This is a genomic window from Streptomyces sp. ALB3 (assembly GCF_044385685.1).
Lineage (GTDB): Bacteria > Actinomycetota > Actinomycetes > Streptomycetales > Streptomycetaceae > Streptomyces.
On sequence record NZ_JBISCE010000026.1, the window covers coordinates 645,141 to 659,455 of the forward strand.

Sequence of the window (14,315 nt, forward strand, 5' to 3'; positions counted from 1 at the left end):
GTACCGGCGAAAACCACCCCGGCCGACGACCCTGGCACCGAGCACGGTCCCGGGTCCGCCCCGCGAGCGGTTTCCGGCTCGCCGCGCGGTGAACCGGCATCGCAGCCGGCACGCGGCCTCGAGCTCAGCTCTGGGTGAGCATGCCTTCGCGGAGCTTGGTCAGGATGCGCGTCAGGAGCCGGGAGACGTGCATCTGGGAGAGACCGAGGTGCTCACCGATCTGCGCCTGAGTCATCTCCTGGCCGAAGCGCATCCGGATGATCCGCCGGTCACGGTCGTCGAGGGTCTCCAGCAGCGGGGCCAGGGCGTGCAGGTTCTCGACCAACTCCATCTCGGGGTCGCAGTCACCTGTGATGTCGGCGTAGGTGGTGGCGTCGGCATCGTTGTGCTCGGCACCGCCCAGGGGGAGGTCGATCGAGCCCGCGGTGTACCCGTTCGAAGCGATGAGGCCTTCGATGACCTCTTCCTCACTGATCTCCAGGTGGGTGGCGAGTTCCGCGACGGTGGCGTCGCGGTCCAGGGTCCGGGAAAGGTGTTCCTTGGCCTTGGCGAGGGTGACCCGCAGCTCCTGGAGACGGCGCGGCACGTGGACGGCCCACGTGGTGTCGCGGAAGAAGCGCTTGATCTCACCGACGATGTAGGGGATCGCGAAGCTGGTGAACTCGACCCCGCGGGAGAGTTCGAAGCGGTCGATCGCCTTGATCAGGCCGATCGTCCCGACCTGGATGATGTCTTCCATCTGGCCGTCGCCGCGCTCCCGGAAGCGTCCTGCGGCGAACTGCACCAGGGACAGGTTCATCTCGATCAGTGTGTTGCGCGCGTACTGGTACTCCGGGGTGCCTTCTTCGAGGACCCGCAGCTGATCGAAGAACAGCTTCCCCAGCGAGCGGGCGTCCTTCGGCGCTACTTTGCGCGGATCCTCGATCTGGGGCAGGCCACCGGGAGCGACGGTCTTCACAGCCACGGTCTCCATGGGAATCAACACTCCGATCATCTCTCGTGCACCCGGCTACGCGTGCGGAGCCCCGCACGCACAGGCGCGCATACCCGCACCGCCACGGAGCATGCTCAGCATCGTCATCGCCCTGCTGACACCTCCTCACCAAGCGCCGGCGCCCCGCCTGCACGTGCGGTGGCGCCCCTGAGCGACAAGGCCTGCCCACGCCCCTGTCGACGGAACGACGTCGGCCGGTTGTCCGCCCCTCCAGGGGCGGACAACCGGCCGACGCGACACCCCGGGGCGCTCTAGGCCAGAAGTGCACCGAGGAGCATGCCGCCGATCAGGCCGACCGCGCTGACCACCATGGCGATCACGGCGAGGCGCTCATGCCGGACGGTCTTGGCGATGATGGCCAGCACCAGGCCGATCACGCCGAACACGATCGGCAGGAAGAGCAGCGAGATCACGCCCAGCACTATGGCGATGATGCTCAGCACATTGCCGGCCGACGTACGCCCAGGTGCGCCGGGCTGCCCGGTCGAGTGGTTACCGTACTGCGTCGTCATCTGCTGCCCCCTTGACAGTCACCTTGGATTCCGACCCGGGAATGGACCGGACCACCCATCGGGTACCCCCAACTTCCCCGCGAACACCGAGACTTCGGATGGTCGCGGCATGACCGGCACGTCGAGGAGCGACGCGTCGGGGCAGCGGGGCGTACTCGGCGCACACCCCTCGGCGCCGTTGCCGGCCCCGGCGGGTCGTCCCCCGCCCCCGCTGCGGTGACGGTCCGGAGCCCGCAGCGTGCTGAGGAGGCGCGGCGTCGCCCGGCCGGACCGGTCCGGCGTGCGGCGGGGAACGTGATGTGGATAAGTGGCAGGGAGCCCCGTCGACCAGCCACGGAGTGCGCGCATGTCCGACGTCGTACCGGTACCCGTTGTGGTCCAGCCCGTCGTGGCGCCGCTCACCACCGCCTTGGTGGTTCCGGGCGGGAAGGTCGCGCCAGATGGCGAGTGCCTGAAGAGTCACGAGGCACGGCGGCTCGACGAGCCCGGCCGGCGGCCGTCCGCCGCCGTGGGCGGACCCCGCTGCCCGGACGAGACGGCGCGCGCCGCACGTGCCCGCGCCAGGGCCTCTCCGTGGGGCTCCCGGCCCGTGCCACGCCGGGCGTCCGGTCCCCCCTCCACCGGGCACTCCCCCGCCCGGACGCCGGAAGCCCGGGTCAAGGCTCCGCTCATCACCTGGAAGAAGCGCCGAACTGCGAGGCTCCCATCAACGAGACGCGCCGTACGCCACCGCCGGATCCCGGGCATGCCGAGGGATCATTCCTCACACCACGCTCCGCCAGATTCGCCGAGGTGCTGCGCCTCGCGGTGGCGGAAGGACTGCTGGGCGAGCAGCGGCCCCTCGCCGGCTTCCTGGACGCGGACGGTATACGCGCCTCCATCGGCGCGCTACGGGACGCCTTCGCCGCCGAACCGGACGTACGCGTACTGCACACCTTCGCCGCGAAGGCCGCTTCGCTGATCCCGGTACTGAGGCTGCTCGCCGATTGCGGCATGGGCTGCGAGGTGGCCGGCCCGGGCGAACTGAGACTGGCGGTCGAAGCCGGCTTCGCCCCCGCCCGGATCGTCCTGGACTCGCCGGCCAAGACCCGTGACGAGCTGCGGCTGGCGCTGGCGATCGGTGTGGTCGTGAACGCGGACAGCTTCGCCGAGATCCGCCGCATCGAGGAGCTACGCTCGCCCGGCTCGGCGTCCGTCCTGGGGCTGCGCGTGAACCCGCAGGTGGGAGGCGGTTCCATCGGCGCCATGAGCACCGCGACGGACACCTCGAAGTTCGGCGTGGCCCTGCGGGACCCCGGCGCCCGGGACCGGGTCGTCCGCACGTTCACCGAGCGTCCCTGGCTGACCCGGCTGCACGCCCACGTCGGCTCGCAGGGGTGCTCACTGGAGCTCATCGCCGCGGGGATCGCCGAGACCTACCGGCTCGCCGAGGAGATCAACGGCACCCTGGGGGCGCGACGGGTCACCGGGATCGACATCGGGGGCGGGCTGCCGGTCAACTTCGCCGACGACGAGGCCCGCCCCGCCTTCTCGGAGTACGTGTCGGCGCTCCGGGCGGCGGCCCCCGGCCTCTTCGACGGGCGCTACGACCTGGTCACCGAATTCGGCAGGTCCCTGCTCGCCAAGAACGGCTTCACCGTGGCACGCGTCGAGTACACCAAGGACGCGGGCGGACGCCGTATCGCGCTCACCCATGCGGGGGCGCAGGTCGCCACCCGCACCGTCCTCATGCCCGACGCCTGGCCGCTCCGGGTCGGCGCCTTCGACGGGGAAGGCCGCCCCCGGAGCGGCCCGCCGATGGTCCAGGACATCGCCGGACCGTGCTGCTTCGCCGGGGACATCGTGGCCCACGCCCGTGAGCTCCCGGAACTGCGGGAGGGCGACTTCGTGACCCTGTACGACACGGGGGCGTACTACTTCTCCACCCCGTGGGCCTACAACAGCCTGCCCCGTCCGGCGGTGTACGGCTTCGCGGGGGAATCCGGTGACCTGCGCTTCGCGACGGTACGCGAGGCACAGTCACTGGACTCGGTGGCGGCGGAGAGCGGGCTGCGTCACGCCGACGCCCTGACGGGACTCGGCGGTCGCTCCTAGGACCTCCGGTTCACCCGGCGGGCTGGGGCGAGGGCTCCGGGTCGGGTACCGGGTCGGGGTCCGGGCCCGGCGGCTGCGGGATCGGGTCGGGTGCGGGGCCGGGCGGCACCGGGCCCGGCGGTACGGGTGGCGGGGAGGGTACCGGTGTCGGCGGCCCGGGTACGGGCGGGGGCGTCGGCACGGGCGGTACCGGGTCGGGATTCGGGTGCGTCATCTCGGTCCTCCAACTGCGACGAACGGGACGAGTAGCTCTCATCTCCACCGTCTCCCCGTGCGGCTGCCCTCGCCTGCCGAGTCCATACGTACGCACCGTGACTCCTGTCCCGGGTCCGGACAGGCCTCGGCCGGCCCCGCGCACCAGCTCCCCCGGGGGTCCGGGGAGCCCGCCCGGGACGACGGGACCGGGGGCGACGAGGGACACCGGGCCTGGGAGACGTCGCGGAACCATGCGAGGGCTCCTCCCGTACCCGCGCCCCCGTCGCATGCCACCAGGCCGGGTGCTGCCTCGTGCGGAGGGGGCCGGCGTCTCAGCCCCGCGCGGGAACCGCCTGCGGACTGCGCTCGGTGCGGGTGCCGGGCACCGGGGCCGAGGCGTCCGATCCCAGCGCGACGATGCGGTTCGCCTCGTCCACGTGCACGACGCGGGGCACCAGGGCACGCGCCTCGGCGTCGTCGACCTGGGCGTAGCTGATGAGGATGACCAGGTCACCGGGGTGTACGAGGTGAGCGGCGGCACCGTTGATCCCGATGACGCCGGAGCCCCGCTCCCCCTCGATGACGTAGGTCTCGAGACGGGCTCCGTTGTCGATGTCCACGATGTGCACGAGTTCACCGGGCAACAGGTCAGCAGCGTCCATCAGGTCGGCATCGACCGTGACCGAGCCCACGTAGTGCAGGTCGGCCTGGGTCACGGTGGCCCGGTGGATCTTGGACTTGTGCATGGTGCGCAGCATTCAGCACTCCTAGATGACGGCTCCCTGCCTGCTTTCTGCAGGTCAAGGGCGTTCTTCACTCTACACCGGGAGGCCTTCGCCACGAAGGTCCTGCACGACATCGAGTGCAGTGATGTGCGGGCTCCCACCTGCGCCCGGTACGCGCCTCGGTTGCCGTGAAGCCGGTGACGAGAAGTGGCAGCGAGCCCCGTCTCCGCACCCGCACGCTCGCCGGTGGGACCGGACGTTGGTCCATGCGGCAGCACGATCGCCAGGGTGGGGTCTACGTCGGCCCAAAAGGGGCACTCCTTCCTTGCACGCGTGGGGCGATGCCCCAGCACCCACCCACGACAAGGAATGGAGCCGGCCCATGCAGGAGAACACACCGTCCCAGGCCGAGGGCGAGCGCCCGGACGACGAAGCCGCGGAGCACCGCCCCGAAGAGCCCGGACGCACCACACCCTCACAGGCCGAAGGGGACCGGGAACCCGAGGATGAGGACGAGGCCTCGTAGACGTCAGCAACTCCTGGTCGGCGCTGCCCGGGCGGTTCCCCCGTGTGATGCGCCGGTCAGGGCGGGACGCTCGTCGGCGGCTCGGCCTGCCCGCCGGTCCGGAAGGGAATGCTCCTGGATCGCCGCGCAGGAGACGGTGAAGCCGCCCCTGGTTCGAAACGAGGATCGATCTCCCGATCCGCCTGTGGAGGAGGTACGCGTCATGGATCACAGCACAAGCAGGAAAGGCACCGTCCTGGGGAGGGCGGGAGAAGTCTTCCGCCGGGTGAACAGGGCCTACTCGCCGCCGGCCGAGCATCCGCTCGGCGGGCATCTGGGCGCGCTGGCCGCCTTCGGCGCGTACACCGCCGCCTGGGGCGTGCTCGTGGGCGCGCGGAAGACTGCACTGCCTGACCGTCATCAGCCGCTGGATCTGCTGGTGACGGCGGCCGCGACGTTCCGGCTCGGCCGGCTGCTCAGCAAGGGTTCCGTCACCAGCCCGCTCCGGGCGCCGTTCACACGGTACGAGGGTGCGACGGGCCCCGCCGAAGTGAAGGAGAGTCCTCGCGGGGGCCCTGTCAGGTCCACCGTGGGTGAGCTCGCCACCTGCCCGTTCTGCCTCAGCGTCTGGTTGACGACCACCTTCACCGGCGCCCAGTTGCTGTGGCCCCGCGCCACACGCGCGGTGGCGGGAGGCATCGCCGCCTTGGCGGTGGCCGACACCATGCAGGTGGGATACGACTGCCTGCTGCAGAAGAACAGTGGCTGACCGCCACGGACCCGCGACCTCGCACACCCCGTCACGTGGCTGTCCCGCGGCAGCCGGTTCGCGAGTACAGGGGTGCCCCGGGGGCCAGGCACTCGGCCTTGCTCGTCGCGTGCCGTGCGCCGTCCTGATCGGATGCCCCATCCGGGTGTTCACCGTCATGGAGAGTTACGGGGTCCGGGTGGAGGGAACAAGTGCACCCGTCATGGAAGGACGGGTCGCTCGTCGTGGAGACACGGCAGCGAACGCAATCTCGAGGAGTACGCAGCGATGACGAAGGCGCGAGACATCATGACCGGCGGCACCGAGTGCATCGGTGCGGACGAATCCGTTCTGGACGCCGCCCGCAAGATGAAGGACCTGGGCGTGGGAGCACTCCCGATCTGTGGAAACGACAACAAGCTCAAGGGCATGCTCACCGACCGTGACATCGTGGTCAAGGTGCTGGGAGCCGGGAAGGACCCCGCCAGCTGCCCGGCCGGTGACCTCGCGCAGGGGGAAGCGGTGACCATCGGCGCCGACGACGACGCTCAGGAGATCCTGCGCACGATGACCGCGCACAAGGTGCGAAGGCTGCCGGTCATCGACGGACACGACCTGGTCGGCATGGTCGCCCAGGCAGACGTGGCGCGCTCCCTGCCCGACCCGCAGGTCGGAGACCTCCTCCAGGCACTGTCCACCGACTGAGCCGGGCTGCCGGCCTCTCGTGCGCCTCGGTCGCCGGGTGGTCCGCAGGGCAGGTGGTCCGCAGGGCACGGCGTGGCCTCCGCGGTCCGGACGGCTGCTGCGGCGGTGGGCGGGCATGAGCCGCACCGAGTGGTGACGGCAGGCTTCTTCGGGTCGCCTGCCTCACCGGGTGCGGGTTCTGACGAGCCTGCCCCCGTCCTGTGGCGCAAAAGGGTATGCGCGAGGCCGGAAGGCGCATCCAGACCGTTGAGCAGACGAGAGACCATGAGCAGTGCGGAACAGATGCCGGTACTCACCACGCTTGAGGCGTTGGCCGAGTTGGTCAGGAGACGCCACGGCATCTACGTGCGCTGGTCGCGCGGCCCCGTGCCGGATCTCCAGGCCGTCTCCAGCAGGGACGAGCTCACCGGTGTCCCCCTGCCCGGCCTGTCGGTGAACGCACTCGACGTCGAGGACTGGTGGGGCGGGCGTCCGGTACGCACATGGGTGGCCAGGCGGCTGTACGACTACTCCCACCTGCCCCGCGTGAAAGGCCCTGGGACGCGGCCATGGGTCCTGCACGGCACCGAGGTCGGCCGGGGCCCCGACAACGAACCCCTGGTCCACCAGGTCGAACCGCTCGGCTGGATCGACGCGACCGTGATCGACGAAGCCAACGCCGTGATCGACGAACAGCCCGGCCCGTGGGGCCCCATGCACCGCAACGACATCGCCTGACAGGCAGCCCCGCCGCCTACGACCCGGATCGCCGAGAGCTGCGGCTACGCGCGCGCCGGACGCCGGCAGTCACGCGCCCCTGCCGCCTCTCCTGCTTCCAGCGCCTCGTTCCTTGTGGTCGAGCACGACGCGCAGGAACATGGAGGCCGCCGCCAGGAAGAGCAGGACAGTCCCGGCTGCCACGTCGAAGACGTGCGCGCCGTCGAAGACCTCGGTGTTCTGCAACGCGAGAAGCCATGGTGAGGCGATGAGCCACGCACCGGACAGCAGGACGACCCAGTCCGACCATCTGCCGGCGTGCCCGCTGAACCGTGCCAGCGCCACCATGAGTACGAGAATGGCGATGCCGACCTCGCTGCGGTGAATGTCCTTGGCCGCGTCCGGTTCGTCTCCGGCGACCCAGGGCGCGACGCACAGCGCGAGGCCCACGAGGAACATCAGGCCGCTGACGATCTGCTCGCGCCACCCGTGAAGGAGCACGTTCCGGCTCGCGGGGCCGGCTGATCGGGGTGAGGGTGATGCCGCGCTGGTGGCCATGGTCGTACGCCTCCTCGCAACGTGGCGGCAGAGAGCCCTGAAGGCAGAACACCTCCCATTATCGATGCCTCGGGGCGATAGGGCGATGTGGATACATCGTTGCTCCGCGTCTTCTCTTCTCGCGCGGAGCAGGAGCGCGGGCGGACGGCCCGTGGAGCGGCCGCCCGCGTCCGGCGTGTACAAGCGCCATACCCCTTCGGGGACCCTTCGTTCAGCGCGTGGTGAGTGCCTGAAGGGTGAGTAGAGCACAGCCCGCGCAGGCTGCGCCGACGAGCAGTGCGACGGTGACGCAGCGGCGGCGAAGCCGGTCGTGTGCCTCGCGGACGGAGCGCTGCCGACGGAGTGCAGCCCGTTGCCGGCAGGACGCTCCGAGGTGCTCACGCGCATAGAGCACTACGAGTTGGCGGCGTTCTTCCGTGGTGAGCTGGGGCATACGGTCGGCGAACGCCTCCGCTGCCCTCCGTGCCCGGCCGTATTCGGTCTGCGCCGACAAGAAGCGCTCGATCTCGCGGATGCCTGCGGCAGGATTCGGGGTCGGCTGACCAGGGGTTGCAGATGCGGATTTCATGTGTCGTCGCGGTCCTTGCCCAAGGGGTGCGCGATGCCCTTGCCGGGTTCGAAGACGTCCCGTCGGCCCGACTGCCTGGCCTCTTCGAGCTGGGCGATGGCCGGGTAGTGCAGGTCGAAGGCGGGCGACTCGGACCGGATTCTGGGGAGGGTGACGAAATTGTGTCGCGGCGGCGGACACGAGGTGGCCCACTCCAGGGACCTCCCGAAGCCCCAGGGGTCGTCGACGTCGATGCGCTTTCCGGTCCTGGCTGTCTTCCAGACGTTGTAGAGGAAGGGAAGCGTGGAGCCGCCGAGGAGGAAGGCGCCGATGGAGGAGACGGTGTTCAGGGCGGTGAAGCCGTCGGCGGCGAGGTAGTCGGCGTAGCGGCGGGGCATGCCCTCGGCGCCGAGCCAGTGCATGACGAGGAACGTGGTGTGGAAGCCGATGAACAGGGTCCAGAAGTGGATCTTGCCGAGGCGTTCGTCGAGCATGGTGCCGGTCATCTTGGGCCACCAGAAGTGGAATCCGGCGAACATGGCGAAGACGACCGTGCCGAAGACGACGTAGTGGAAGTGGGCCACGACGAAGTAGCTGTCGGTGACGTGGAAGTCCAGGGGTGGTGAGGCCAGGATGATGCCGGTCAGTCCGCCGAAGAGGAACGTCACGAGGAAGCCGATCGACCACAGCATGGGGGTCTCGAAGGACAGGGAGCCCTTCCACATGGTGCCGATCCAGTTGAAGAACTTCACCCCGGTCGGTACCGCGATGAGGAACGTCATGAACGAGAAGAACGGCAGCAGTACCGCGCCGGTCGCGAACATGTGGTGCGCCCACACGGTCACGGACAGACCGGCGATGGCGATGGTGGCCCCGACCAGGCCCACGTAGCCGAAGACCGGTTTACGGGAGAAGACCGGGAGGATCTCCGTGATGATGCCGAAGAACGGCAGCGCGATGATGTAGACCTCCGGGTGCCCGAAGAACCAGAACAGGTGCTGCCACAGAAGCGCGCCCCCGTTCTCGGGGTCGAAGACCTGCGCGCCGAACTTCCTGTCGGCTTCCAGCACCAGCAGGGCCGCGGCCAGGACGGGGAAGGCCAGCAGGACCAGCACGGACGTCAGCAGGATGTTCCAGGTGAAGATGGGCATCCGGAACATGGTCATGCCCGGGCCGCGCATGCAGATGATCGTGGTGATGAAGTTGACCGCGCCGAGGATGGTGCCGAAGCCGGACAGCGCCAGGCCCATGATCCACATGTCGCCACCGACGTACGGGGTGCGCTCTCCACCGCTGAGCGGCGTGTACGCGGTCCAGCCGAAGTCGGCCGCGCCCTGGGATGTCATCAGGCTGGCGATGACGATCAGCCCACCGAAGAGGAACAGCCAGAACGACAGCATGTTCAGCCGCGGGAAGGCCACATCGGGAGCACCGATCTGCAAGGGCATGATCGCGTTGGCGAAACCGGCGAACGTCGGAGTCGCGAAGAACAGCAGCATGAGAGTGCCGTGCAGCGTGAAGGTCTGGTTGTACTGCTCGGGGGACAGGATCTGCAGTCCCGGACGGGCCAGCTCCGCGCGCAGCAGCAGTGCCATGACGCCGGCGACCATGAAGAAGAAGAACGACGCGCCCAGGTACAGGTGACCGATCTTCTTGTGATCCGTCGTGGTCAGCCAACTGATCACGACGCTCCCCGCCCCCCGGCCCTCGACGGGCACCAGGGTGGGTGGCTCGGTGGTGGACACGTTCATGCAATGGCTCCCTTACGCGGGCCGGAGTTCGAGTGCGCATCCCGGCCCTCGAGCGGTCGAATGCTGACGACCCTTGTCTATCGGCACCCGTATCACCGCGCGCGCTTCACGACCCGCGCATATGGGTGACGCAGCGGCCGGGCCAGGCATTGTGCCTTTCGAGGCCGGTGGGTGAGGGGAGCACACAGGATTGACGGGCGCGACTGCGGGCCCCTCCGGGAACGCGGCTGCCCCCTGACGAGGGGAGTCCTTCGATCCGGCTTCACGGCCGGACGGGGGCGACCGGAGGTGCGGTGAGGGGAAGACAGAGCACGCCGGGTGCCACGACGGCTCGTGGACGTGCTGGTCAGGTTGCCGGCGGTCGGCTGTCTGATTCCGCCGGAGCAGGCACCGTCCAGGGTCGCGGAGTACGTGCCGACTGCCGGGGCTTCACGCCGCCGAGATGCACGTGGGCGCTGCGACGATGGTCCTGAGGCGCCGGGGGGTGCCGGAACCGCACAGCCACACGACCTGGGCGTGGCCGACCCGGTGGCGTGCCGCTGGAACCTCGCGGGAGGGCGAATCGTCACCCGCCATCGAGCAGGCGATTCGCCCTTCCGCCTCGGCTCCGGTCAGGGCGACGCGAAGGGAGGTCAGACTCCGGTCCGCCCGTCGACGAGTTCGCGCACCGCATCGAGGTGACCGTTGTGGCGGGAGATCTCCTCGATGAGATGGAGGATCACCCAGCGAAGGTTCACGTGGCGGCCGTCGCCGAGAGGACGCTCGGCCGTCGAGCTCAGGTCGCGGTCGGCCACCAGGAGGCGATAGCGGGCGCTCTGTTCCTCGTACTCGGCGAGAAGCTGCGGCAACGGGGTGTCGACCGCTGTCCGCATCTCGGGGTCGGGGTCGTCGTCGGTCGCCTCCGTGAGCGGCCCCTCCGGCTCCTCGCCGAGGAACATCACCTGTACCCAGTGATGCTCGACCCACCGTAGGTGGCTGATCAGCCCGCACATCGTCATCAGCGGTGAATGCGGGAGTGGCGCCTTGCGGGCGTCCGCCTCCGACACGCCCTCACACTTGGCTCGCGCCGTGTCACGCGCGTAGTCGAGGAAGGTGGCCAGCTGCGTACGTTCGTCCCATGTGGGAGGCGTATCGGTTCGTTGTGTCATCGCTGGCGAGGTTCTCACAACGCGGCAGCGGTGTCGCGTGATTTGGGCGCGGCGCAGCGGGCGCGAGCCCGAGGAGGCAGTCGGCACCGTGCAGGTCACCGGGCTCCGACGGGTCGACGGCGCCCGCGACACCCCCGCCCGCGCCCCCGTGGTCCGGCAGACAAGTCGGCTACTCGGTGATACCGTGTAGCAGCAGTACTCGGTACTACGCAGTACCGATGTTCCGAGGAGGATCCGCGATGGACGACCTGACGGAGATGCTGAAGGGCACGCTCGAGGGGTGCGTGCTCGAAGTCATCGCCCGCGAGGAGACCTACGGGTACGCCATCACCCGTCAGCTGAACGACCTCGGCTTCACCGACGTCGTCGAGGGGACGGTGTACACCATCCTGCTGCGGATGGAGAGGAACAAGCTCGTCCAGGTGACGAAGCGGCCGTCCGAAGTCGGGCCGCCACGCAAGTTCTACGCGCTCAACGACGCCGGACGCGAGGAGCTCGCGAGGTTCTGGAAGAAGTGGCAGTACCTGTCATCACGCGTCGACAGACTGAAGGAGGGCGGGAGATGAACTTCTGGACAACCGTCACAGGCAATGACCTCACCAGGGACTGGAAGGCTTTCGAGGCACGGGCCGAGGCCCTGCCGGACGACCACCGGGCGGCGTGGGAACAGATCAAGGTCCACCTCTTTCCGCACGGGGACTTCACCGGCCGCAACCTGACGCCCATCCTCGACGCGGCCCTGGGGCTGCTCGAGGAGACGGCGGCCGAGGGGCAGAGCGCGCAGGAGGTGCTCGGCGACGACGTCAAGGGCTTCTGCACGGCGCTGGCCGGCGGAGAAGGGGCCCGGACCTATCGCGACCGGTGGCGCGAGCAGTTGAACCGGAACGTCGCAAGAAAACTGAACCGGCTGGGGGACTGACGTGGGCATCCAGGACATCGTCGAGGGCAAGAAGCAGTGGCGGGCGCACACGGCCCGGGTCAGGGGGCTCCCACCGGACTACCGGATCGTCTACCAGGAGATGCAGAAGTACCTGTTCAAGGTCGGGCCGGTCGACCTGCCCGACGGGCCTCTGCTCCCCGGCATCGTCGACTTCTTCGAGGAGGGCGCCGCCGCGGGCCAAGGGGTCCTGGAACTCATCGGCACGGACGTCGCCGCCTTCTGTGACGACCTGGTCAAGGACTCACGCACCTACGCGGACGTCTACCAGGAGTCCATCGGCGGGCAACCCGGTACGGCCGAGAAGTAGCACCCGTCCCCCTGGGCTCGTGGGGGCCGGCGGTCCGGGGGCCCACTGGTCTCCGCTCCACGGCCCCACGGCGGTGGGGTGGCTCGCAGGGCCCCGACCACCACACTGTTCGCCCCGGCACTGATCCGTCTCGCGCGCGGGATACGCAGCCGCCCCCGGGCCGTCGGTCGGACCGCTCCGTGGCCGGGCCGAGCCGTTACGGTGTCACCCCGCTCAGGGATCCCTCGCAGGACCGCTGCGCGGTCGGGGCGCGGGTGGCCCGGTGGTCGCCGGGCGCCTCACTCCCCCTCCGGGGCGTGCGGCGCTGTCGAGGGCGTCTCCGCCGGACGCTCGCGCCCTCCGTCATGGCCTGACGCCACCACGGCGACGAGCCCGAGCACGACGGCCACGGCAGCGACGCGCCCGGCGGCCCGGAGCGTCCATCCCGGAAGCGAACCTCCCCGCCGCCGCCCCGGGACGGGCAGCCGTTCGGCCCGTCGGGCCGGGCGCACCAAGCGCATCACCAGCAGGACGGCGACCGGCAGTTGCAGCAGCCACAGCACCGTGCGCGGCCACTCGCCGTACCAGACGTTCGTGCCGTACAACAGCGTGTGCCACACGGACAGCACGTACACGACGATCACGAACCGGTGCAGCCGTCGCCAGGTGTTGGCGCCGATGCGGTGCCGTACGTAGAACAGCAGGCCGAGGGGAACCGCGAGATACAGGGCGCCCTGCCCGATCGGGATCGCGATCCGGCCGGTTCCCGAGTCGTACCACCCCGGCACGAACGAGTCCGCGAAACCCACCCAGAGGCGTTCGAGCCAGGCCAGTTCGGCCTCGTAGCGCACGAGTTCGGCCGCGAACATCAGCGCGTGCGCGAACATCAGCGCCATCGTCGTCAGACTCGTGGTGCGATGCCACCGCTCCAGGACCTGTGGGGAGCCGGGTATCCAGGCGGGGCGCTGCCCCGAGAGCAGCAGGCCGAGCATGACCGTGCCCCATGCCCACAACAGCGCCGACCACCCGAAGGCCTGGCTCAGCAGGTACATCCAGTACGTACCCGCGTCGGCCATGAACGGCATGACCGCCACCGTGGCCGAGTCCCCCGACTCCACGCGTGCGTAGAGGAAGACGAACACCGCCGCTGTGACACCGAACGCGACACCCGCTTCGGGCAGCACGGCCCTCAGGTCGGTCCTCAGGGTCACGCGACCGGCGGCTTGCCGGTCGTGTCCGGCCGGCTCTGAGCCTTCTTCGTCGTCGGGCGTCGTTTCTGACAGCATCCCTGGGCCCCCTGGGCACCGACCGCAGAGGGGCGGTGCGTGTGTGTCGTAAGAGAATCCAGTGTCGCTGGAGAAACCGGTGACACCGAGGCTTATTCCGGCCAGAGCACGGCCACCGCCCCAGGCAGCACGCCTGCCGCGGGGTCTTCCGTCCGCGGACGCCGTCAGCACGCGCACCGGGAGGGCAGCGGCTTCCCTCCTGCGACCCGAATCGACTCGCAGCACACGCACACTCACACGCGTACCAACCGCATCAGGCCAAGCGGCCGTGTGCCCCTGTCGCAGGGCCGCGAGCGCCCTCTACTGTGGGGTGCGCAGTCGGTTCGCGCCTCCTGTCCGTGACGCCCGGACACCCGGTGGCGCGACGCAAGAGGGAACCCGGTGAGAATCCGGGACTGTCCCGCAACGGTGAGTGGGAACGACAGCCGTCGCCAGCCAGGGCCTGGCCGAGGTCCGGGAGAGCGACGGCCGGCAGGTGCCCGCCGGGTTCCCGGCGAGCACGCCCACGAGTCCGGAGACCTGCCACTGCGCCCGCGCGTCGCGTGGGCTGTGCACGGTGACCTCGAGGACTGGGTCGGCGGTACGGACGGTCGCGCGGCGCACCACGGCCGCGCTCCTCTCTCCG

15 protein-coding genes and 1 riboswitch are annotated in these 14,315 nt (G+C 69.7%); of the genes, 8 read left to right on the forward strand and 7 right to left on the reverse strand.

Annotated elements, in window-relative coordinates; translation table 11 throughout:
- Positions 1–124: 124 nt before the first annotated feature.
- A complete protein-coding gene (locus ACHFIV_RS14935) occupies positions 125–994 on the reverse strand; it encodes a SigB/SigF/SigG family RNA polymerase sigma factor (protein ID WP_398968090.1) in 870 nt (289 codons plus the stop codon).
- Between the two features lie 251 nt (positions 995–1,245).
- On the reverse strand, positions 1,246–1,506 hold the full coding sequence (locus ACHFIV_RS14940; protein WP_398968093.1) for a hypothetical protein: 261 nt from the start codon (positions 1,504–1,506) through the stop codon (positions 1,246–1,248).
- 792 nt (positions 1,507–2,298) lie between these two features.
- On the opposite strand from ACHFIV_RS14940, the gene ACHFIV_RS14945 reads away from it, so the two are divergent.
- On the forward strand, positions 2,299–3,600 hold the full coding sequence (locus ACHFIV_RS14945; protein WP_398968096.1) for a diaminopimelate decarboxylase: 1,302 nt from the start codon (positions 2,299–2,301) through the stop codon (positions 3,598–3,600).
- Positions 3,601–4,127: 527 nt separating this feature from the next.
- Here ACHFIV_RS14945 and panD read toward each other — a convergent pair.
- A complete protein-coding gene (gene panD, locus ACHFIV_RS14950) occupies positions 4,128–4,553 on the reverse strand; it encodes an aspartate 1-decarboxylase (RefSeq protein ID WP_398968099.1) in 426 nt (141 codons plus the stop codon).
- Between the two features lie 349 nt (positions 4,554–4,902).
- Here panD and ACHFIV_RS14955 point away from each other — a divergent pair, with 349 nt between their 5' ends.
- The 4 genes from ACHFIV_RS14955 (at position 4,903) to ACHFIV_RS14970 (ending at position 7,195) form a co-directional block, all read left to right on the forward strand.
- Positions 4,903–5,046: a hypothetical protein gene (locus tag ACHFIV_RS14955; RefSeq protein WP_398968101.1), complete on the forward strand. Its 144-nt coding sequence runs from the start codon at positions 4,903–4,905 to the stop codon at positions 5,044–5,046.
- A 202-nt stretch (positions 5,047–5,248) separates the two neighbouring features.
- On the forward strand, positions 5,249–5,794 hold the full coding sequence (locus ACHFIV_RS14960) for a DUF1360 domain-containing protein (protein ID WP_398968102.1): 546 nt from the start codon (positions 5,249–5,251) through the stop codon (positions 5,792–5,794).
- A gap of 267 nt (positions 5,795–6,061) precedes the next feature.
- Positions 6,062–6,478, forward strand: coding sequence for a CBS domain-containing protein (locus ACHFIV_RS14965; protein ID WP_398968104.1), 417 nt, complete (start codon positions 6,062–6,064; stop codon positions 6,476–6,478).
- Positions 6,479–6,742: 264 nt separating this feature from the next.
- Positions 6,743–7,195, forward strand: a complete 453-nt coding sequence (locus ACHFIV_RS14970; protein ID WP_398968105.1) for a DUF6098 family protein — start codon at positions 6,743–6,745, stop codon at positions 7,193–7,195.
- 69 nt (positions 7,196–7,264) lie between these two features.
- On the opposite strand, the gene ACHFIV_RS14975 is transcribed toward ACHFIV_RS14970, so the two are convergent.
- The 3 genes from ACHFIV_RS14975 to ACHFIV_RS14985 all read right to left on the reverse strand — a co-directional run bounded on the left by ACHFIV_RS14975 (position 7,265) and on the right by ACHFIV_RS14985 (position 11,178).
- Complete coding sequence (locus tag ACHFIV_RS14975; RefSeq protein ID WP_398968108.1) at positions 7,265–7,732, reverse strand: SPW repeat domain-containing protein; 468 nt, start codon at positions 7,730–7,732, stop codon at positions 7,265–7,267.
- 564 nt (positions 7,733–8,296) lie between these two features.
- Positions 8,297–10,030 carry an aa3-type cytochrome oxidase subunit I gene (gene ctaD / locus ACHFIV_RS14980; RefSeq protein ID WP_398968111.1) on the reverse strand — a complete coding sequence of 578 codons (1,734 nt, stop codon included), beginning with the start codon at positions 10,028–10,030 and terminating at the stop codon, positions 8,297–8,299.
- 632 nt (positions 10,031–10,662) lie between these two features.
- Positions 10,663–11,178 (reverse strand): DinB family protein, encoded by a 516-nt coding sequence (locus ACHFIV_RS14985; protein WP_398968114.1) that lies wholly within the window; start codon positions 11,176–11,178, stop codon positions 10,663–10,665.
- A 239-nt stretch (positions 11,179–11,417) separates the two neighbouring features.
- Here ACHFIV_RS14985 and ACHFIV_RS14990 point away from each other — a divergent pair, with 239 nt between their 5' ends.
- From ACHFIV_RS14990 to ACHFIV_RS15000, 3 genes are read left to right on the forward strand one after another with little or no spacing between them, the layout of a single operon-like run.
- Positions 11,418–11,744: a PadR family transcriptional regulator gene (locus ACHFIV_RS14990; protein WP_398968117.1), complete on the forward strand. Its 327-nt coding sequence runs from the start codon at positions 11,418–11,420 to the stop codon at positions 11,742–11,744.
- Complete coding sequence (locus tag ACHFIV_RS14995; protein ID WP_398968121.1) at positions 11,741–12,097, forward strand: DUF1048 domain-containing protein; 357 nt, start codon at positions 11,741–11,743, stop codon at positions 12,095–12,097. The genes ACHFIV_RS14990 and ACHFIV_RS14995 overlap by 4 nt, the downstream gene beginning before the upstream one ends.
- Before the next feature lies 1 nt (position 12,098).
- Complete coding sequence (locus ACHFIV_RS15000) at positions 12,099–12,425, forward strand: DUF1048 domain-containing protein (RefSeq protein WP_398968123.1); 327 nt, start codon at positions 12,099–12,101, stop codon at positions 12,423–12,425.
- Between the two features lie 278 nt (positions 12,426–12,703).
- On the opposite strand, the gene ACHFIV_RS15005 is transcribed toward ACHFIV_RS15000, so the two are convergent.
- Positions 12,704–13,690: a ferric reductase-like transmembrane domain-containing protein gene (locus tag ACHFIV_RS15005; protein ID WP_398968126.1), complete on the reverse strand. Its 987-nt coding sequence runs from the start codon at positions 13,688–13,690 to the stop codon at positions 12,704–12,706.
- 302 nt (positions 13,691–13,992) lie between these two features.
- Positions 13,993–14,230, forward strand: a riboswitch (cobalamin riboswitch).
- Positions 14,231–14,315: the final 85 nt, after the last annotated feature.